The sequence below is a fragment of the Kribbella sp. NBC_00382 genome (genome assembly GCF_036067295.1).
Lineage (GTDB): Bacteria > Actinomycetota > Actinomycetes > Propionibacteriales > Kribbellaceae > Kribbella.
Map to the genome: position 1 here is coordinate 6,651,342 of NZ_CP107954.1, position 20,262 is coordinate 6,671,603.

Here is a 20,262-nt window from a genome sequence, read left to right on the forward strand (position 1 = left end):
ACATCACGTATGAGACTCCGCCCAAGCTCTCTTCCCCGCTTCGTCCTGCTCGGCGCACTGGCACTCGCCACCGCCCTGACCGCCACTCCAGCGGCGACCGCGGCCCCGGCGGCCGAGACTGCGGTCAAGCCGACCTGCTTCGACTCCGGCGTGGCCGGCACGGTCGAGGAGCAGCGGCTCGGCCGTGGTGTCGCCGGCGGTACGTCGGTACCGGCCGAGATCCTGGCCCGGTCCGGTTTCGATCGCCAGGTGGCGTTGTTCAGCAAGCTGCTCTGCGCAGTGCCGAACCGTGCCGCGGCGAACGCTCTCGTGCGCGTACAGGGTGAGGTGCTGTGGCGCACTGCCACCTACCGCGCCCAGCACCCGCAGGTTGCTCCCGCCCTGCCGTCCACCGACGACCGTGGTCTCTACTGGGCCCGCATCTCGATGGCGCTCGCGCTCCGCCAGTGGCAGCCGCATCACTTCAGCCTCGGTACGGCGGAACGCGCGGAGCTGATCCGGTCTCTCGAGTACTCGTCGCGCGGGATCACCAGCACGCGGTTCTCCCCGGGCGTCCAGAAGATCCTGGTCACCGGGTTCGACCCGTTCACGCTGGATGCCGACATCCGGATCGGCAACCCGTCCGGGGCGAACGCGCTCACGCTGGACGGTCAGCGGTGGAAGGTGAACGGCAAGACGTACGAGATCCAGACCGCCGTCTTCCCGGTCCGCTACACCGACTTCGACGAGAACATGGTCGAGAACGCGCTCGCCCCGCACTATCGCGGCGGCCCGCAGCACGCCGATCTCGTCATGACAGTGAGCCAGGGCCGGGTCGGGATCTTCGACCTCGAGGCGTTCAACGGGCGTCGTCGCTCGGTCAGCTCGATCGGCGACAACAACAACCTCTGGGGTGGCGGCACGATCAACGCTCCGGTCGTCTCCCCGAGCATGCCTCCCGGCCCGGAGTGGATCACCTCGAGCCTGCCGCTCGCCCGGATGGCGGGCGCGACGGTGCCGGCCCAGTTCCGGACCCGCGTGAACACCTCGGTCCTCGAGATCCCCGCCGGCGAGACTCTCCCGGTACGCCGCCCTGACGGCCCGACTCCTGGCTCGATCGCCTCCGAAGGTACCGGCGGTGGCTACCTCAGCAACGAGATCGCCTACCGCAACACGCTCCAACGCGATCTGCTCGACCCGTCGATGCCGGCCGGCCATCTCCACGTACCGGTCCTGCAGTTCGACGCCGCCAACAAGACCGCGATCACCGACCCGACGTACGAGGCCAACCGCGACCAGATCGTCGAAGGCGCCCACTCCGTACTCCGAACCGCCCTCGGCTGACCCGTCGACGCGGCAAGCCGCAGGGCTACTGCCCGGCTTGCCGCGTCGCTCAGCTTGCAAGGATGACCGGGAACGCCTGCAGCACCGACGCGAAGTGGTGCGTGGGCACCCGATCCGGCGAGGCGGCCGTCGGGTGATGGTTGCCGATCAGGATCGTGGACAGCCCGGCCGCGATCCCACCTGCGATGTCGTACGCGGGGTGATCCCCCACCATCCAGCCGTCGACCAGCGTCGCGCCGGTCTGCGCGGCAGCGATCTTGAAGATCCGCGGGTCCGGCTTTCGCACCCCGACCGCCTCGGAGATGCAGCAGTAGTCGACGACCGCCCCGACCCCGGTCCGCTCCAGCTTGATCGACTGCTGCACAACCCCACCATTGGTAACCACCGCCACTCGCCAGCCCGCCGTGCGGAGCGAGGCGAGTCCCGGCACCACGGCAGGGTCGATCGAGGCGAACACCGGGTACTCACGGTCGTAGGCATGCACCAGCGCGGCGACATCCGCATCGAGCCCGAACCGTTCCTTCATCCCCGCGAACAGTTCTTCCCGCGGGCGGTATCCGCCGCCGTCATGCTCGTGCAACCAGTCGACCGCCTCAGGCCCGAGACCTTTCCGCTGGACCCACCACTCGACCCAGTCGTGGAAGGCGCGATCGCGATCGATCAGCGTGTTGTCGAGGTCGAAGCAGGCGAGGCGGGGCATTGCCTCAGGGTGTCACAGCGGGTTTCGGGAGCAGCAGAGAGAGCAACGCGGCGACGGCGGTGAAGCCGGTCGCCCACCAGAAGGCTGCGCCGTAAGCATCGACGAGGCTGGTGGCGTTGGCCGCAGCGCTGGTGAGGATCACGGCCAGTACGGCGGTACCGAACGAGCCGCCGACCTGCTGGGCGATCCGGGTGATGATGCTCGCGTCCGGCATCTCGTGGCGTTCGAGTCCGACGTACGCGCCGGTCATCAGCGGGATGACGACTGCTCCCAGGCCGAGACCGCGGACGAGCAGTACCGCCATCAGGTACCAGGTGTTCGTGCTCTCCGAGGCGAAGGCGAACGGGACCGTCGCGATCGTCATCAGAGCGAACCCGGTGACCGCCACCCAGCGTCCGCCGATCTTGTCGGTGAGGCGGCCGGCCAGCGTTCGGGACGCGAGGGCGCCGATGCCTTGTGGTGCGAGGAGCAGACCGGCTCCCAAGGCGTCCTCGCCACGGACCTGTTGCCAGTAGAGCGGGAGGACCAGCATTGCGCCGTACAGGGCGATGCCGGTGAGGAACAACAAGGCGGTCGAGACGGCGAGCGCCCGATGGCGGAACAGCTGGAGGTCGATGAGGGCCTGCTCGCCACGCCGGGACGCCCACCACCAGAACGCAGCCAGCAGCACGAGCCCGGCCACCATGGGGACGAGTACCGCGGACTGGCCGAAGCCGCCCTTGGTGCCGACCTGGCTCAGCCCGTAGATCACGCCGACGACACCGGGCGAGACGAGCAGCAGCCCGACCACGTCGAGCCGGACCCGGCGGCCCGGTTCGTCGGCGGGGAACAGGCGGATCGCGAGGATCAGGCCGATGATGCCGAGCGGGAGGTTGATCAGGAACATCCAGTGCCAGCTCAGGTAGTGCAGGATGATGCCGCCGAACACCGGCCCGAGGATCGGACCGACCGCGGCCGGCAGGCTGACGGCGGCCATCAGGCGACCGAGGTTCCGGCCCTGGGCCGCCTGCATCAGGATCGTCGTCATCAGCGGCAACATCACGCCACCACCGACGCCTTGCAGGGCACGGAACGCGATCAGACTCGGCGCATCCCAGGACAGCGCGCACAGCAGCGAGCCGGCGGTGAAGACACTCAGGGCGATCAGCCACAGCCGCTTGCCGCCCAGGCGACTCTGGGCCCAGCCGGTGAGCGGGATCGTCGTGAACATCGCGATCAGGTACGCCGTACTGACCCACTGCAGAGTCGACACCGACGCTCCGAGGGCAGCACCGATGTCGTGCAGCCCGACGCTGACGATCGTGGTGTCGAGGATGACCGCCATCGCCCCGGTGATCAGGGCGATCGCCAACTTCTTGAGCTGTGGATCGATACCTGTGGTGGTGGCAACCTGATCGGACATTCAAACCCCCAGAAGATGCGCGACTGTTTCTTATCGCACCGTAGAGCGATGCGATAAGATACGCAAGTGGATCTTGAGAGCGAGCCTTTACGCCGTCGTCGTGGCGCCGAACTCGAGGACGCCCTGCTGGCCGCGGCCTGGGACGAGCTGATCGAAACCGGGTACGCCGCGCTGACCTTCGACGCGGTCGCGCACCGGGCGGGCACCAGCCGTCCGGTCATCTACCGCCGCTGGCCGACCAAGGCCGAACTGGTCCGCGCCGCCGTCGACCACACAATGCTGCGGGACCTCCCGGTCCCGCCCGACACCGGCGCACTCCGCACCGACCTGATCGCGCTGATGCATTTCGCCAACGAGCACCGCGCGGGCTTCACGGTGCTGCTCTCGTACTACCTCGGCCCGTACTTCCAGGAGACCGGCACCAGCCCGGCTGATCTGCGTGAGAGCGCCTTCGAGCACAGGTCGACAGGCGCCGACCTGGCCCTGGACCGCGCGGCCGCGCGCGGCGAACTGGACCCGGCCCGCCTCACCCCGCGCATCCGCTCGCTACCCTTCGACCTTTACCGCCACGAAGCCCTGATGACCCTCAAACCGGTCCCGGACGACGTGATCGAAGAGATCGTCGACGAGATCTTCCTCCCCCTCGTCCAATCCACTGAGCGAGAAGGATCACGATGACACTCGACTGGAAGCCCGATCTGCTCGGTGACGACTACCAGCAGCACACCATCGCGCTCGGCGCTGACCCCGACGGTGAAGGCGAGGTCGAGGCGACCCTGGTCCGGCGTACCGCGCCGGCCGAGCCCAACCGCGTTGTGCTCTATGTCCACGGCTTCGCCGACTACTTCTTCCAGACCGACCTCGCCGACTTCTTCACCGGCCGCGGCGCGGCGTTCTACGCCCTCGACCTCCGCAAGTGCGGCCGCGCCCGCCGTCCCGGCCAGACCGCCCACTACGTCTCCGACCTGGCCCAGTACGACGCTGAGCTCAACCGAAGCGTCGACCTCATCACCCGCGAACACCCGGGCCTGCAGGTCACCGTCGTCGCCCACTCGACAGGCGGACTCATCGCGCCTCTCTGGCTGGACCGGCGCCGCCGCAGCGGCCAAGCCGTCCCTGTCGAGGCACTGGTCCTCAACAGCCCGTGGCTAGACCAGCAGGGCAGCACCATGCTCCGCGGCCCCATCACCTGGGCCCTGGTCCCCCTCGCCCGCTTCATCCCGAAGCGAGTCCTGCCGGCCCCCGTCGGCGGCGTCTACGGAAACTCCATCCACATCTCCGGCACCGGCGAATGGGACTTCGACACCGCCCTCAAGCCACTGATCGGTTTCCCGGTCACCGTCGGCTGGCTCAACGCGGTCCGACGAGGGCACCGCAAGGTCCACCAAGGCCTGGAGGTCGGCGTACCGACCCTTGTCCTCCACTCCGACAAGACCCATTTCGCCAAGTCGTACACCGACGCCGTCGACCAAGCCGACAACGTCCTCGACGTCAAGCAAATCGCCCGCTGGTCCCCGCGCCTGGGAGCCCGCACCACCGCCGTAGTCATCCCCAACGCCCGCCACGACGTCTTCCTCAGCCAAGCCGCGCCCAGAGCCGAGGCCTACGACACCGTCACCACATGGCTCGGCGCCGTGCACCGCTCCGAGTGAGCGGTCCACGGCGCCGGCAAGACGGTCAGGCGTCGATGCGGTTCTCGTCCAGTTCGTACGCGCCCTGGACGATGAACTCCTTGCGGGGGGCCACGTCGTTGCCCATCAGGAGGTCGAAGACGCCGGCGGCTTCTTCGCCGTCGTCGACGGTCATCCGGCGCAGGGTGCGGTGGCGCGGGTCGACGGTGGTCTCCGCGAGCTGGTCGGCGTCCATCTCACCGAGACCCTTGTAGCGCTGCGGGGGCTCTTTCCACTTGACGCCCTTCTTCATCAGCTCGGCCGACTTCCGCTGGTACTCCGCGTCGGAGTACGTGTAGATGTACTTCTCCTGCCCCTTCTTCGGGTTCGTCAGCTCGAAGCGGTGCAGCGGCGGTACGGCGGTGTAGACCCGGCCCGCGTCGACCAGCGGGCGCATGTAGCGGAAGAACAGCGTCGCCAGCAGGCAGCGGATGTGCGCGCCGTCGGAGTCGGCGTCGGCCATGAAGATGATCTTGCCGTAGCGCGCCTGCTCCAGATCGAAGGTGCGGCCGGAGCCGGCGCCGACCACCTGGATGATCGAGGCGCACTCGGCGTTCTTCAGCATGTCGCCGACCGACGCCTTCTGCACGTTCAGGATCTTGCCCCGGATCGGCAGCAGCGCCTGGAACTCCGAGCTCCGGGCCAGCTTCGCCGTACCGAGCGCTGAATCACCCTCGACGATGAACAGCTCGGACCGGTCCACGTCGTTGCTGCGGCAGTCAGCCAGCTTGGCCGGCAGCGCCGATGACTCCAGCGCCGTCTTGCGCCGCTGCAGCTCGCGGTGCTGGCGAGCCGCGACCCGGGTCCGGGAGGCCGCGACGACCTTCTCCATCACCGCGCGGGCCTGCGCCTTGGCCACGCCCTTGGTCGAGCTGAGGAACGCCTCCAGCTCGGTCTGCACCACCTTCGCGACGATCCGCGAAGCGGCCGGAGTACCGAGTACTTCCTTGGTCTGGCCGTCGAACTGCGGCTCGGACAGCCGCACCGTGACCACCGACGTCATGCCCTCGAGCACGTCGTCCTTGATCAGCTCCTCGCCGCTCTTCAGCAGCCGGGTGCCGGTCAGCGCGCTGGTGAACACCTTCGGCAGCGCCCGCTCGAAGCCGGCCACGTGGGTGCCGCCCTTCGGCGTCGCCACGATGTTCACGAACGACCGCAGCTCGGTCTCGTAGCCGTCGCCCCAGCGGACCGCGATGTCCACCTCGAGGTCGCGCTCGACATCGGTCGGCGTCATGTGGCCGGCGTCGTCGAGCATCGGCACGGTCTCGCTGAAGTGGCCGGTACCGGTCAGCCGGACAACGTCGGTGACCTTCTGGTCGGTGGCCAGGAACTCGCAGAACTCGCTGATCCCGCCCTCGTGCTTGAAGGACTCCTCGGTCACCTCGTCGGTGCGCTCGTCGCGCACGACCAGCTCGAGGCCCGGCACCAGGAACGACGTCTGCCGCGCCCGGGTGACCAGCTCGTCGTAGTTGAAGGTCGCGTCCTTGGTGAAGATCTGCCGGTCAGCCCAGTACCGGATCCGGGTGCCGATCGAGCCCCGCTTGGCCCGGCCTGCCTTGCGCAGCCCGACCGACGGGGTGAAGGCCGCGTCGGCGCCCTCGGTCTCGAACTCGCCGGCCACACCCCGCCGGAACGAGGTGGTCCAGGTCACGCCGCCACGGTCGACCTCGACGTCGAGCCGCGCGGACAGCGCGTTCACGACGGAGGCGCCGACACCGTGCAGACCACCGGAGGCGTTGTAGGACCCGCCGCCGAACTTGCCGCCGGCGTGCAGTTTGGTGAAGACCACCTCGACGCCGCTGAGCCCGGTCTTCGGCTCGATGTCGACCGGGATGCCGCGGGCCTTGTCGCGCACCTCGACCGATCCGTCGTTGTGCAGCACGACGTCGATCCGCTCACCGTGTCCGGCCAGCGCCTCGTCGACGGCGTTGTCGATGATCTCCCACAGGCAGTGCATCAGGCCGCGACTGTCGGTCGAGCCGATGTACATCCCCGGCCGTTTCCGGACCGCCTCCAGGCCTTCGAGCACCAAGAGGTTGCGGGCGTTGTACGTCGGGTCGAGCTCGGTACTGCGAGGCGTCGGGGCGGCCACAGGGCTCCTTCTCTGGTTCACAAGCAGACAGCGCGCTCGGGCCGGAGCCGTCGCACGGGAACAGCCTACGCAGCCCCACCCCCAAAATCCGCCAACACCACCCGGTCGCGGCTGGTGTATCGGGCAACTGTCGTGGGTACTGACCCAGCACCAGATACGGTGGGCTCAGAAAGGTGTTACAGCAGATATCGATCCGGACTCGATCGACGTGTTTTCCGACACTCCGTTCATGCGCACGCAGTGACGTACATGTAGCGCACAGTGAAAGTAGACACGCCCGACACCCGTTGGAAACAGCAGATCACCCGAATCCGAAACGATTCCCCGTCAATATGCGTCATAAGGGAACAGGTGGTTCGTCTCACATTCGGACACGCTGCCCCTACCGGGAAGCGAACCGCATGTCAGGATGTTGCTATCTGGTGAGTACGGAACTAGATGAGATGAGGCCTCAAGTGACTACAGCACTCGCCCCGAGTTCGACCCTGTCGGCTGCGGACCGTTGTGACCGCTGCGGCGCGCAGGCCTACGTTCGTGTGACCCTGACCTCCGGTGGGGAGCTACTTTTCTGCGCCCACCACGGACGGGAGCACGCGGACAAGCTGCGCAACATCGCGATCACCATCCACGACGAGACGGGCAAGCTCGAAGATGCCAAGCCCGCCGAGTCGGTCCCTGCGGAGGGCGACCGGTAACCCGGCCTCGCGGCGCCAACGAGGGCGCTTCCCACGACTAATCTTCGATGGCGGTCACCCCACCAGGGTGGCCGCCATCCGTCATCTCAGACGATCTCCGGTACTACGTCCGCCGGGCCGTGCCGCCGCAACTCACGCCACGCCGACGCCAGCCGGTCGACCGCCTCCGACATCACCTCGGCGGAGTAGCTGAACGGCACCCGCAGGTGGTCGTCGTGCTCCCCGGTCGGATCCATCGCCCGGCCGGCAACGACCTCGACCCCGTGCCGCAACGCGACCTGGGCAAAGATCCGCGCGTCCGTATCCGGCAACCGGATCCACAATGCGGACCCGCCGACGGGCTCTTCCCACTGCCATTCCGGTAGACGTTTCGTCAGCAACTGACTCATCAACTGCTTTCTCGCCGTCGCCATTGTCGCCCGCGACGCAGTGAGTTCAGCGAGCCTCGGCAACAATCGCGCGGTGAGTGCTTGCTCGATCACCGGACTGCCGAGATCGGCGAGCGCTTTGTGGCGCGCGAGACGTTCGGCCAACGGACGCGGCGCGCGGATCCAGCCGATCCGCAAACCGCCCCAGACGGCCTTGGATACCGACCCGATCGTGAGAACCTCGGCGTCCTTCGGCGCATAGGCCGCCAACGGCGCCGGTACGTCGGGACCGGCCGGATCCCACGCGGAGTACGCGTTGTCCTCGACAACCACCACGCCATGCTTGGCCGCCAATTCGGCGACCTGCCGTCGTCGCGCCGCCGACATCAACCTGCCGGTCGGGTTGTGGAACGTCGGCATCACGAACAGCATCGCCGGCTGATGCTCCCGAAACGCGGCGGCCAACAGATCGGGCCGCACACCGGCATCATCCAGCGGTACGCCGACCACGCGGCCACCCGCGGCACCGAAGAGGTCGAAGCATCCCGGCCAGCTCGGCTGCTCGATCACGACCGCGGCACCCGTTCGCAGGTACATCTGCGTCACCAACGCGATCGCCTGATGCGCTCCACTCGTCACTACGATCTCGTCGGGGCTGGTCGGCAGACCTGACTCGGCGAAGTGCTCGGCGATGCGCTCACGTAGTACCTCGAGACCGCGCGGGTGATAGCCGACTCCTTGGAGTAGCAACGGGAGCTCGGTACGCGCCAGGTCCTCCACCTCGGCCGCCAACTCGGGGATGCCCGGGTCGACGGCGTACGTCATGGCGATCACTTCGCTCGGGCCGTGCGCAATCCGGTGGAACAGCGATTCGCCGTACCCAGCGGGCATCCGCTTGTCGGCGCGTGACCGGCCTTTGGAGGCGGCCGGCGCGACCGTCGTACCGCTGCCTCTGCGGCTCTCGACCAGTCCACGGGCGCGCAGTTCGTCGTACGCCGCGACGACCGTCGACCGGCTGATCGCCAACGCTTCGGCCAGTGGACGCTCGGCGGGCAACCGCGCACCGACCGGAAGCTCGGCCGATCCGATCAACGCGCCGATCGCGTCGGCCAGGCGGCGGTAGAGCCCACCCGATTGGCCGGTCAGCTGGTGGCCGATCAGGTCGGCGAGTGCGGCCGGATCTCCCGAACGGTCCACTTCTCTCCCTATTGGCTCGGGTGGACTGGGTCGAACCTCGTCAGGCTAGTCGCAAGCAGTCCAATTCGAGAGTGGAGGTCAGTGGATGGGGATCGGGCAGGCGCTCGGGTTCGTCGGAGCGACGGTGGTACTGGTCGGGATGCCGGGACCGAACAACATCTACATCTCGCTCCGCAGCCTCACGCAGGGCCGCCGGGCCGGTGTGGTCTCCGCCTTCGCGATCGAGACCGGTTCGATCGTCTACATCCTGGTCGCCGCGCTCGGGCTCGCCGCCGTGGTGCAGGCATCGCCGCTGGTCTTCACAGTGATCTCGCTGGCGGGCGCGGGCTACCTGGCGTTTCTGGGAGTGCGGACCCTTCGCTCGTCCGAGTCGCAGGGGGTCGGCGGGATCAAGGTCACCACGCTCGGCCGGGTCTTCCGCGACGGAGTGCTCGTCAATCTGCTCAATCCGAAGGCCGCGCTGTTCTTCCTTGCCTTCCTCCCCCAGTTCACCAGCCGCGGAGCCGGTACCGGGCAAGTTCGCGACGAGATGCTGTTGCTCGGCCTCGCCGTGCTGGTCATCGGCCTGGCACTCGATCTTTGTTATGCGCTCGGTGCCGACGCGATCGGCCGCCGGGTCCGGACCGGCGGCCGTTTCGGTGGCCTGCGCAAGTACGTTGTCGCCGGCATCTATCTGACGATCGCGGCAGTCGCCGCGCTGGGAGCCCTCTAGGCGACAGTGAGCATGCCGTCACTGACGCGGATCGACAGCACGTGGTCGCCGACGCGGACTCCCTCAAGCTTGATCCGCTGCCACGGCAGGACGGTGGCCGGAGTGAGGTCGAGGGTGCCTGCGGGGACGTTCGGTTCGATGCCCAGCGCTGCGACCACGACGGCGATCGCGGCGGCGGCAGCCCAGGCTTGCGGACGGCAGGACAGTGGGTAGGGCGTCGGCGTGGTCTCGTGGTCGATGCCTTCGCCGCCGTACAGCTCCGGCAGTCGGTAGTCGAAGGACTCGGCGGCGGTGAGTAGACCTTGGACGTACGACGTCGCGGTGGCGGGGTGGCCGGCGGCGTACAGGCCCTGGATTGCCATCGCGGTGTCGTGCGGCCAGACGCTGCCGGTGTGATAGCCGAGCGGGTTGAACTGAGTCATTGCCGTCGACAACGTTCTGAGCCCGAAGCCGCTGTTCAGCTCGGGCGAGGCCAACTGCTTGGCGACGGCGGCTTCTTCGGCGGCATCGAGCAGACCGGTGCCGAGGAGGTGGCCCATGTTGGAGGCTGGGCCGGCGACCGGGCGCTTGGCGGCGTCCAGTGCGATGGCGGGATAGCCGTCGACCCAGAAGGTCGCGCGGAAGCGCTCTCTGAGGGCCGCCGCCCAGTCTCGCCAGTCCGCGCCGCCGTCGAGGTTGAAGGCGTCGAGGAGCTCGGCACCGGCGATCGCTGCGGCGTAGGCATAACCCTGTACTTCGCAGAGCGCGATCGGCGCGGTGGCCAGGGTGCCGTCGGGCCATTGGACCGAGTCGCGGGAGTCCTTCCAGCCTTGGTTGGCCAGCCCGTGGCCGGACTCGTCGATGTACTCGAGGAAGCCGTCTCCATCGGGGTCCGCGTAGTCCCGGATCCAGCTGAGCGCTCTCTGGAGGTTCGGGAGCAACGCACGTACTTCGTCCTCGGGCATGCCCCAGCGCCAGGCTTTGTGGAGCGTGGTGATCCAGAGTTGGGTTGCGTCGTGCGTTCCGTAGTACGCGGCGGGGAGGACCAGGCCGCCGCCGTGGTCGGCGACTTCGGCGCGCAGCTCGTGCGGGATCTTGCCGGGTTGCTCAGCGGCGGCGGGGTCGACGCGAGAGCCCTGGTGCGCGGCGAGCGCGCGCAAAGTACCGGCGGCGAGTTGTGGGTCGACGGGGATCAGCATGCCGGCGGAGATGAGTGAGTCGCGGCCGAAGAGGGTCAGATACCAGGGCGGGCCGGCGCCGAGATAGCGCTCTCCCCCGTCGGCGGCCAGTTGCAGGCCGGCGACGTCGTCCAGGGAGCGGCGGATCCAGCGGCTGATGCGCTGGTCGTCGCAGTCGAGTTCGACACCGTCGTACGCCGGCCGGGCAGCAGGCGGCTCGATGGTGAAGGCGGTGGCCGGCGGGAAGCTCGCGGTCAACCTGAGCGTCACAGTTGCCGACTCGCCCGGATCGACCTTCAACCTCCAGCTTTGGTTGAGGTCCGGGGCCGGGTCGAAGGCGACATTTGCCCGGACGCCTGAGCCGTCGTCCCAGTGCAGGCCGTCCGCGTCGGCGGTCGGCTCGATGGCCGGAAGGTCGGCGGCGGCTTCGCTGCGGACTGCCGCAGTACCGGCCAAGTCGGTGCCCAGGGCAACAATCAGCTCGCAGTCGACGGTGTCGTGGGAGCGGTTCACGACGGTGATGCGCTCTGTGACGCCGGCACCATCCACCTGCCGGGTACGGAGCAGAGTCACCGTCGGGTCGTGGCCGGCGTCGCCCAGATCGTCCAGCACCGCGCCGTACCGAGTGGTGCTGGACGCGGGTTCGTCGACGTGGACCGGCTTCGGCGGACGGCCGTCGACGGTGATCTCCAGCCGGGACAGGATCCGTCGGTCGCGGGCGTAGACGCCCTCCGCGCCGGTACCGGTCAACTGCCCCGATCGCGGTGACAACACCACCCAGGGAGCGGCGAGCGTGGTGACGAGATCGTGAAGGTCAGGCATAGGTCCACCCTAAGACCGCCGATCTACGGCAGAGTGAGCACGTGAACAGCGTTGCGACGGTCCTGGTCGGCGTGGTCATCTTCGTCGGCATCCTCGGCATCGTGATCCCGGTGCTGCCCGGCGCCATCCTCAGCCTGGCCGCGATCCTGGTCTGGGCGCTGGAGGAGCAGAGCGCGACCGGCTGGATCGTGCTGTCCGCCGCGGTGGTGCTGATCGGGGCCAGCCAGGTGGTCAAGTACATCGTGCCGGAGCGGCGGCTGCGCGAGTCCGGCGTACCGCGAAGATCGATGTTCGTCGGTGTGGTGCTCGGGATCGTCGGGTTCTTCGTGATCCCGGTGGTCGGCATGTTCGTCGGCTTCCCGGCCGGCGTGTACCTGTCCGAGCGGCAGCGGCTGGGCACGCACGACCAGGCCTGGACGTCGACCAAACACGCTCTGCGAGCGACCGGTCTCTCGATCCTGATCGAGTTCGTCGGTACGTCGCTGGCCGCGGCCGTCTGGCTCGTCGCCGTGCTCTTCCTGGTCTGAACCCGGCCCCTGGGTTGCCAGGTTCTTGCCAGGCTCACGGCAGGTTCGTCTCAGGTCTGCGGTGGATCGTGGGATGACCAGTACCAGGCGACCTGCTTGGTACGCAGTACCGGGAGGCAAATACCGCATGGCGTCGAAGCAGAAGCTCACCGACAACCGCTGGCGTTTGGTCGGGACCGTGGCGGCAGTCGTGGTCACCACCGGAGCCGGCGGCGTCGCCTGGGCGGCGACCAACGCCGATCCGACCCCGAGCCCGTCCACGTCCCCGTCAGCGCCCAACCCGACGAACCCCGCCAAGCCCGGGGGTCCTGGTGGCCCCGGCGGACCTGGCCGGCACGGCGAGTTCGGGATGGGGAAAGCGCTCCACGGCGAGTTAACCGTCGAGAAGGACGGCGGCGGCTACCAGACCGTCGCGACCCAGACCGGCACCGTGAGCGCGGTCAGCAAGGACTCGATCACGGTGAAGAGCGCCGACGGCTACAGCAAGGAGTACGTGGTCACGGCGGACACGCTCGTCAACGCGACCCGCGACGGGATCACCAGCATCAAGACCGGCAACACGGTCAACGTCTCGGCGATCGTCGCCGACGGCAAGTCGACGGCGACCAGCGTCAGCGACGGCACCCAGCGCGACGCGGCCCACAAGAAGTTCGGCTTCGGTGAGCGTGGACCGCGCTGAGCAGCGCTGATTCAGGCTGATTCGGGCGGACACTCACAGTCGATTGCCAGGAATCTCCCAGGGTTAGCCAGGGTGCGGGCGTAAGACTGGGACCATGAGCCCGCACCTGCTGGTCGTCGACGACGAACCGAACATCGTCGAGCTGCTGTCCGCGAGTCTGCGCTTCGCCGGGTACGAAGTGACCACGGCGACGCACGGCGCCGAGGCGTTACGCAAGGCCCGCGAGGTCGAACCCGACCTCGTCGTGCTGGACGTGATGATGCCCGGCCTGGACGGCTTCGAGGTGGTCCGCCGGCTGCGCGGTGAGGACCGGCACGTACCCGTGCTGTTCCTCACCGCGCGCGACGCGGTCGAGGACAAGGTCCTCGGACTGCACACCGGCGGCGACGACTACGTGACCAAGCCGTTCAGCCTGGACGAGCTGGTGGCCCGGGTGCGCGCTCTGCTACGCCGCTCGGGCCACCGCGAGCAGACGGCGACAGAGCCCGCGGTACTTCGGTACGCGGATCTGGAGCTGAACGAGGACAGCTACGAGGTGTTCAAGGCGGGTGAGGCGGTGCAACTCTCGCTGACCGAGTTCAAGCTGCTGCGCTGCCTGCTGGAGAACGCGGAGCGGGTGATGTCCAAGGGCCAGATCTTGTCAGCCGTCTGGAACTACGACTTCGCGGGCGACGCGGGCGTGGTCGAGTCGTACATGTCCTACCTCCGCCGCAAGGTCGACACCGGCGACCAAAAACTCCTCCATACAGTTCGAGGCGTCGGCTACGTCCTCCGCACCCCCCGAGGCCCCAACTAATGCAAGGCCACCGCCGAATCACCGAGCGGTATCCGCTCCGAGTCACCATCGTGGTGGTGCTGCTGGCCTTGGTGACGGCGGCTCTGCTGGCCTCGGGTTTCACGGCAACCACCATCATGCGCGGCTACCTCGTCAACAAGGTCGACGACCAGCTGGCAGCCGCCGCCAAGACGTTGCCTCCGCCGAGGCCTTTGGGCGATACCAGCTGTCCGGGCGACGGGGAGGGCAGGGGCCGGCGGCCGCCGCTGCCGAGCTCCATCGTTCTGCAATTCAACCTCGCGGACGGGACGCCGAAGATCGGCCCCTGCCGTGCGACGCTGACCGACCCGGAACCTCTCCCCGACCTTCCCACGCTGGACCTCAACCAGGTGCGCAACCTCGATGGCCAGCCGTTCAACACCAAGGCCGTCAGTGGAGGCGCAACCTGGCGGGTGCTCAACATCGAGCTGCCCAACGGCGAAGGTTCAGTCGTCGTCGCGCAGAGCCTCGGGGAGATGGATCAGACGATCACCAAGTTGATCGGCATCCAGGCCGCCACGGGCATCATCCTGCTCATCCTGCTCGCGGGGGTTGGGACCTACGTCGTGCGGCGGAGTCTTCGGGGGCTTGAAGATGTTGAGCACACTGCGGTGGCGATTGCGGGTGGGGATCTCAGTCGGCGGGTGCCGCAGCGGGATCCTCGGACTGAGGTGGGGCGGTTGTCGTTGGCGTTGAATCAGATGCTGGGGCAGATCGAGGGGGCGTTTGCGCAGCGGACGGCGTCCGAGTTTGCGGCTCGGCGGTCGGAGGATGCGGCCAGAAGGTCCGAGGAGAATGCTCGGCAGTCGGAGGAGCGGATGCGGCGGTTTATTGCCGACGCCAGTCATGAGCTGCGGACGCCGTTGACCTCGATCCGCGGGTTCGCGGAGCTGACGCGGCAGAAGGGTGCCGCGGCTGATCCGGCGACGATGAAGCGGATCGAGGACGAGGCCAAGCGGATGGGGCTGCTCGTCGACGATCTGCTGCTGCTCGCGCGACTCGACCAGCAACGACCGCTGCAGCACCAGCCAGTGGATCTCCTGACGCTGGCCGGCGACTCAGTGCACGACGTACAGGCCGTTCAACCGGGTCGTGAGATGAAGCTGCAGATCCTCCCGAACTCTGGTGCGCCCGTCGTCAGCGGCGACGAAGCGCGCCTGCGGCAAGTACTCGGCAATCTCGTCAGCAACGCGCTGCATCACACGCCGGTCGACGCTCCGATCGCGCTATCCGTCGGTACCCGCAACGGCGAGGCGATCCTGGAGGTCGCCGACACCGGACCCGGCCTGAGCGAGGAGCAGAAGGTCAAGGTCTTCGAACGCTTCTACCGCGCCGACTCGGCCCGGACCCGCGCCACCGGCGGCTCAGGCCTCGGCCTCTCCATCGTCGCCGCGTTGGTGGCTGCGCATGGCGGCAAGGTCACCGTCACCGACACCGTCCCCCACGGCGCCACCTTCACCGTCCACCTCCCCGTCATCGCCTGACGGGGAGGCTAGACGGCTAAAGCACCGGGAACTGACGGGTGGTCGACTCGCCCTGCTCAAAGACCTGCGCAGCCGGCCCGAGGATCTTGGGATCGGCCTGGGCGACCAATTCGTGGTCCTTGTTGTCGTACTCGTAGAGGCTCAGCACGTGCCGCATCGCCTCGAGCCGCGCACGCTTTTTGTCGTTGCTCTTGACGACGGTCCAAGGCGCATGAGGCGTGTCCGTGTAGTGGAACATCGCCTCCTTCGCCTCGGTGTAGTCCTTCCACTTGTCGAGCGACGCGAGGTCCGTCGGCGACAGCTTCCACTGCCGGACCGGGTCGATCTGGCGGATCATGAAGCGGGTCTGCTGCTCGGCCTGCGACACCGAGAACCACAGCTTCACCAGATGGGTGTCGGACCGGACGAGCATCCGCTCGAACTCCGGCGCCTGCCGCATGAACTCCTCGTACTGCGAGTCGCTGCAGAACCCCATCACCCGTTCGACACACGCCCGGTTGTACCAGGAGCGGTCGAACAGCACCATCTCGCCGGCGGCCGGCAGGTGCTCGACGTACCGCTGGAAGTACCACTGGGTCTGCTCGCGATCGGTCGGCTTCTCCAGCGCGACGATCCGGGCGCCGCGTGGGTTGAGGTGCTCCATGAACCGCTTGATCGTGCCGCCCTTGCCCGCCGCGTCCCGGCCCTCGAACACAATCACCAGCTTCTGCTTCGAGCGCTTCACCCAGTACTGGAGCTTGAGCAGCTCGATCTGCAGCAGCCGCTTGTCCCGGTCGTAGACCTCGCGGGCGAGGCGTTCGCCGTACGGGTAGCCCTCCCGCCAGGTGTCGACCGGCGTACCGTCGCCGCGCAGCAGGACCGGGTCGTCGTCTTCTTCGTCGAGTACGCGGAACCCGAACTCATGGACCAGATCAGGGGCACTCATCGACGTCCTCGCTTCGCTCCGGGCGCCGATGAGGCACAAAGTGCACTGTCCTGAATGATGACCTCGCTGCGCTCGCTCATAGCCCCCAAGATTCGCCGGACCAGACACGCCGATGGTGAACATGGACTGTCGGCACGATGAACACCTGCGTCTCAGCTCAGCCGGCGTGCCTTCACCGTGGAGTCGCGACGGGCCAGCGTCTCGCCGTCGACGACCTGCTCACGGTCGTGGGCGCGGCTGACCAGGATCTCCCAGCGACCGTCGTCCAGCCTCAGATCGGCGATCACCTCGTCCGGCGTCGGGAAATGCACATCAGGGTGGTCCCCGTGCTTGAGCGACTCGGGCCAGTCGAGGTGCCCTTCGATCAGCAGGACTCCACCGGGTGCCACAGCCTCGGCCGCCGTCCGCAGGATCTCCTCGCGCGGCAGGTCGACCGTCGAGTGCAGGAACTGCGCCGACACGAGATCGAAGGTCCCGTCCGGGAACGACTTGCCGAGCTCGTGCTGCTGCCAGTCGATCTGCTCTCCCACGCCGGCCTCTGCCGCGTGCTGCGCCGCGCGCTCCAGGGCCACGGCCGAGACGTCCACGGCGGTCACTCGCCATCCCTGCTTGGCCAGCCAGATCGCGTCGCCTCCCTCGCCGGAGCCGAGGTCGAGGGCAGTCCCCGGCGTCATTCCGGAGACCTCGTTCACCAGCTCCACGTTCGGGTTGCCGCTCCAGATCCGGGTGCTCTCGCGGTAGCGGTCGTTCCAGTACTCTTCGGCGGTTCTGTCATCCACAGTCATGTCTCCAGCATCTGCGGTCCGCGGCCGATCTGACAAAGAAATTTGCTATTCCAGCAACTGTTGCCGTGCCGCCGCGATGATGCCGAGCAGCTCGTCGCGATCGCCCGGCTCCTCGGCCAGCTCCGTGTTGAGAACGCGCTGCAGCAGCGTAGTGACCCGCGGCGTCCCGATCCGCAGCGGGATGCTGTACGTCAGCTCGTCGATCGTCGTGCCGGGCAGCGGCGGGTCCGGCGGGTATTCGGCGTACCGGTCGAGCAGCGCCCGGAGGTCGTCGAGCGACTGGACCATCTCGGTCGTCGCCACGTACCGCGAATGCTCAGTCGGAATCCCGGCCATCGGCGCGCCGATCGCGTCGAACCACATCCAGCCGAGCCCGGACAGCTCCTCGGTCACCAGCCACTCCTCGACCGCCGGCGCTGCTTCGAGCCCGATCCTCAGCAGGTAACCGAAGACCGTGTTCAGCACCGTGCCATGCACGTGACTGCCGAGCCGCACCAGTTGGTACGCGAACTCCAGCGGCTCTGCCTGGTCGAACCACCGCTGCACACTCCACGCCTGATCGACCAGGCACAGCTTCGACGCCGCCGTCATGAACGCGATCAGATCCACCGATCGCAGATTCGCCCACCACTGCCCCGGATCGAGCAACCAGTACTCCGGATCCGCCCACCTCCCCCGCGTGAACAGCCCCCGTACGCCGACAGCCGTCAACCCCAGCTTGCCGTCGACAACTGTGACCGCCCCCAGCCGCTCAAGCAGCTCAGTACCGCCGGGCGCAACCGTCGTACCGTCCCGGAACGCCGTCAGCAACGGATCCACCAGCTCGGGCGACTCCGTGAGTACTACCCGATAGGTCTCCAGCCAGGCCTTCAACGGCTGGGCCGGAGTGAGCGTCGGATCGTCCGGATCCCACGCATGCATCGCCGGCCCGTACTGCGGACTCACCGGGCTCGGGCAGATCCACCCGGCCAGCACCGCGAGACGCCACAAGCTGTGCTCGGGCTGCTCCTGCTTGTTCAGATAGACATCCAGCGCGAACTCGTGCAGATCGTCGAGCAAGTCCGACGCCGCCGCAGCAGCGTCCAGCCGGCTGGGCATCTCGGTCACTGGCGTGGGTGAACCCGGCAAGGGCTCCAAAGGCAGCTCCACCGAGTGCTCGACCGGCGCGGTCAAGGCCTCCTGCTGACGCCGGTACTGGCACCAGCTCACCGGATCGGCCTTTCCGAGCAGTGGGTCGTTGAAGGCGACCGCGGCCTCGCCCGCGAGGAGGTCAGCGAGCTGGCCGCGGCCGGTCTGCCGCAGGATGGTGACGAACTGCGGGAACGCGACCCGCAGTTCGTCCATCCACCCGGGACGGACACCACCGGAGTACGGGAGCAGGTCGAAGAGCACCGTCGTCAACTGACCCGCGTGCCAGTTGTCGAGGTCCGCGCCCAGCTCGTCCTTCGCCAGGTCGAGCACCAGCTCGATGATCTCCTCATCCACCCCAGCAACGTACAGGCGAAACTACTCCGGCTGGATGTTGTGGTTGCCTGCGAACAGGTTGCCGGGGTCGTACTGCCGCTTGATCCGCGCGAGCCGCTCACGGGTAGCGCCCGGATAGACCGCCGCGACGGCCTCCTCGGTAGTGGAGCTGAGGAAGTTGGAGTAGGCGCCGCTGACGTGTGGTGCGAGCCTGCCCCAGAGCGCGGTCAGTGCCGGAACGGCCGCGTCGACGACGGGCTTCGGTCCGAGCACGGTGGTCGCGAACATCAACTCCGCTTGGCGATGCGCGTAGGCCGTGGCGTCGTCAGCGACCCGCGCCACCGCACCGCCGACACTGCGCACGGACATGATCGGCGACCGCTCCGCGCCGCCCACCTCGGCCAGGATCCGGAGCACCTCGGGCACCGAAGCGGTGTCCACGAAGCCGCTGCGGGTCATCAGCTGGATGCCCGGCGGCGGAGTCATGCCGTCGACCAGGATGTCGGCGTACGGGCGCAGCGAGACCTCGTCGCTGAGCACTGTGCCGAGTCGACGGATCGGGTCGATCGCCTGCGCGGCCAGTTCCGCGTCGTCGCCGTCGTACGCGACGTTGATCTCGACCGGCGCATTCGGCCCGCCGAGGAACGGATTGGCGAAGTCGACGATGCTCGTGAGTTCCTCCGGTGCCGTCCGCAGGTAGTCGGCCCAGCCTTGCAGCACGGTCGCCAGTTCCGTTGCCGGGAAGGCGATCTTGCCGAAGAAGATGTCAGTGGTCGGGTGCGCCGCGAACTCGAAAGCGGTGACGATCCCCAAGTTGCCGCCGCCCCCACGAACCGCCCAGAACAGCTCCTGGTTCTCATCACCGCTCGCCCGCACAACCTCGCCGTCGGCAGTCACCAACTCCACGGCAACAAGGCTGTCCAAGGCCAGCCCGTACTTCCGAACCTTCCAGCCGATGCCCCCGCTCAACGTCAGCCCGCCGACCCCGACGCTTCTCGTGTCGCCCGATGAGATCGCCAGGCCATCCGGGGCCAACCCGTCCGCGACCTGACCCCAGACGGCGCCGCCTCCGATCCGTACCAGGTGCTGTTCCTTGTCGACGACCTCGACAGTGGCCAGCCGGCTCAGGTCGATCACGACGCCACCGTCGTTGGTGGCGAACCCCGCGAACCCGTGTCCACCGCCTCGCACTGCCAGCTTCAGCCCCGTGTCGACCGCGAATCTGACCCCGGCCCGCACATCCGCAACACTCACCGGCCGGAGCACGTACGCCGGACTCCCCGGCACCACCACCGACCCACTGACTGCCTCGTACTCCGCCCCGCCCGGCTCGATGACATCCCCACCAAAGCCCTGCACTTCCAGCGCTGAACTCATGACGCCCTTCTTCACACCTAGAGACCCATTCACCACTCCTGACGACCCAGGCCGCCGAGATGTGACGGC

Annotated in this window: 18 protein-coding genes; 9 read left to right on the plus strand and 9 right to left on the minus strand. The window is 67.8% G+C overall.

Translation table 11 applies throughout. The features are described from left to right. Positions 1-9: 9 nt before the first annotated feature. On the plus strand, positions 10-1,323 hold the full coding sequence (locus OHA70_RS31575) for a hypothetical protein (protein WP_328323779.1): 1,314 nt from the start codon (positions 10-12) through the stop codon (positions 1,321-1,323). Positions 1,324-1,372: 49 nt separating this feature from the next. On the opposite strand, the gene OHA70_RS31580 is transcribed toward OHA70_RS31575, so the two are convergent. Together OHA70_RS31580 and OHA70_RS31585 are read right to left on the minus strand one after the other, a co-directional pair. Then, entirely contained in the window at positions 1,373-2,023 is a 651-nt protein-coding gene (locus OHA70_RS31580; RefSeq protein WP_328323781.1) for an HAD family hydrolase, read from the minus strand. A gap of 4 nt (positions 2,024-2,027) precedes the next feature. Further along, complete coding sequence (locus OHA70_RS31585; RefSeq protein ID WP_328323783.1) at positions 2,028-3,425, minus strand: MDR family MFS transporter; 1,398 nt, start codon at positions 3,423-3,425, stop codon at positions 2,028-2,030. A gap of 66 nt (positions 3,426-3,491) precedes the next feature. Between OHA70_RS31585 and OHA70_RS31590 the strand changes: the two genes are divergently transcribed. Together OHA70_RS31590 and OHA70_RS31595 are read left to right on the plus strand one after the other, a co-directional pair. After that, positions 3,492-4,103: a TetR/AcrR family transcriptional regulator gene (locus OHA70_RS31590; RefSeq protein WP_328323785.1), complete on the plus strand. Its 612-nt coding sequence runs from the start codon at positions 3,492-3,494 to the stop codon at positions 4,101-4,103. Next, entirely contained in the window at positions 4,100-5,077 is a 978-nt protein-coding gene (locus tag OHA70_RS31595) for an alpha/beta hydrolase (RefSeq protein WP_328323788.1), read from the plus strand. The genes OHA70_RS31590 and OHA70_RS31595 overlap by 4 nt, the downstream gene beginning before the upstream one ends. Positions 5,078-5,102: 25 nt before the next feature. On the opposite strand, the gene OHA70_RS31600 is transcribed toward OHA70_RS31595, so the two are convergent. Further along, positions 5,103-7,187, minus strand: a complete 2,085-nt coding sequence (locus OHA70_RS31600; protein ID WP_328323790.1) for a DNA gyrase/topoisomerase IV subunit B — start codon at positions 7,185-7,187, stop codon at positions 5,103-5,105. 443 nt (positions 7,188-7,630) lie between these two features. On the opposite strand from OHA70_RS31600, the gene OHA70_RS31605 reads away from it, so the two are divergent. Next, positions 7,631-7,882 (plus strand): DUF7455 domain-containing protein, encoded by a 252-nt coding sequence (locus OHA70_RS31605; protein WP_328323792.1) that lies wholly within the window; start codon positions 7,631-7,633, stop codon positions 7,880-7,882. 86 nt (positions 7,883-7,968) lie between these two features. Here the strand turns inward: OHA70_RS31605 and yczR are convergent, their stop codons facing one another. Then, positions 7,969-9,447, minus strand: coding sequence for an aminotransferase-like domain-containing protein (gene yczR, locus OHA70_RS31610; RefSeq protein WP_328323794.1), 1,479 nt, complete (start codon positions 9,445-9,447; stop codon positions 7,969-7,971). 85 nt (positions 9,448-9,532) lie between these two features. On the opposite strand from yczR, the gene OHA70_RS31615 reads away from it, so the two are divergent. Further along, the gene (locus tag OHA70_RS31615) at positions 9,533-10,159 is read left to right on the plus strand and encodes a LysE family translocator (protein WP_328323796.1); all 627 of its coding nucleotides are present in this window, start codon (positions 9,533-9,535) and stop codon (positions 10,157-10,159) included. Here OHA70_RS31615 and OHA70_RS31620 read toward each other — a convergent pair. Then, entirely contained in the window at positions 10,156-12,138 is a 1,983-nt protein-coding gene (locus tag OHA70_RS31620; RefSeq protein ID WP_328323798.1) for an amylo-alpha-1,6-glucosidase, read from the minus strand. The genes OHA70_RS31615 and OHA70_RS31620 overlap by 4 nt on opposite strands. Before the next feature lie 41 nt (positions 12,139-12,179). On the opposite strand from OHA70_RS31620, the gene OHA70_RS31625 reads away from it, so the two are divergent. The 4 genes from OHA70_RS31625 to OHA70_RS31640 all read left to right on the plus strand — a co-directional run bounded on the left by OHA70_RS31625 (position 12,180) and on the right by OHA70_RS31640 (position 15,642). Next, on the plus strand, positions 12,180-12,665 hold the full coding sequence (locus OHA70_RS31625) for a DUF456 domain-containing protein (protein WP_328323800.1): 486 nt from the start codon (positions 12,180-12,182) through the stop codon (positions 12,663-12,665). Positions 12,666-12,738: 73 nt separating this feature from the next. After that, complete coding sequence (locus OHA70_RS31630; protein WP_328323802.1) at positions 12,739-13,344, plus strand: hypothetical protein; 606 nt, start codon at positions 12,739-12,741, stop codon at positions 13,342-13,344. Between the two features lie 94 nt (positions 13,345-13,438). Then, complete coding sequence (locus tag OHA70_RS31635) at positions 13,439-14,140, plus strand: response regulator transcription factor (RefSeq protein WP_328323804.1); 702 nt, start codon at positions 13,439-13,441, stop codon at positions 14,138-14,140. Then, entirely contained in the window at positions 14,140-15,642 is a 1,503-nt protein-coding gene (locus OHA70_RS31640; protein WP_328323806.1) for a sensor histidine kinase, read from the plus strand. Before OHA70_RS31635 ends, OHA70_RS31640 begins: the two co-directional genes overlap by 1 nt. 16 nt (positions 15,643-15,658) lie before the next feature. On the opposite strand, the gene ppk2 is transcribed toward OHA70_RS31640, so the two are convergent. The 4 genes from ppk2 to OHA70_RS31660 all read right to left on the minus strand — a co-directional run bounded on the left by ppk2 (position 15,659) and on the right by OHA70_RS31660 (position 20,193). Further along, positions 15,659-16,567, minus strand: a complete 909-nt coding sequence (ppk2, locus tag OHA70_RS31645) for a polyphosphate kinase 2 (RefSeq protein ID WP_328323808.1) — start codon at positions 16,565-16,567, stop codon at positions 15,659-15,661. A 152-nt stretch (positions 16,568-16,719) separates the two neighbouring features. Further along, on the minus strand, positions 16,720-17,352 hold the full coding sequence (locus OHA70_RS31650) for a class I SAM-dependent methyltransferase (protein ID WP_328323810.1): 633 nt from the start codon (positions 17,350-17,352) through the stop codon (positions 16,720-16,722). Positions 17,353-17,397: 45 nt separating this feature from the next. Further along, on the minus strand, positions 17,398-18,837 hold the full coding sequence (locus tag OHA70_RS31655) for a hypothetical protein (RefSeq protein WP_328323812.1): 1,440 nt from the start codon (positions 18,835-18,837) through the stop codon (positions 17,398-17,400). A 21-nt stretch (positions 18,838-18,858) separates the two neighbouring features. Then, a complete protein-coding gene (locus tag OHA70_RS31660; RefSeq protein ID WP_328323814.1) occupies positions 18,859-20,193 on the minus strand; it encodes an FAD-binding oxidoreductase in 1,335 nt (444 codons plus the stop codon). Between the last annotated feature and the right edge of the window lie 69 nt (positions 20,194-20,262).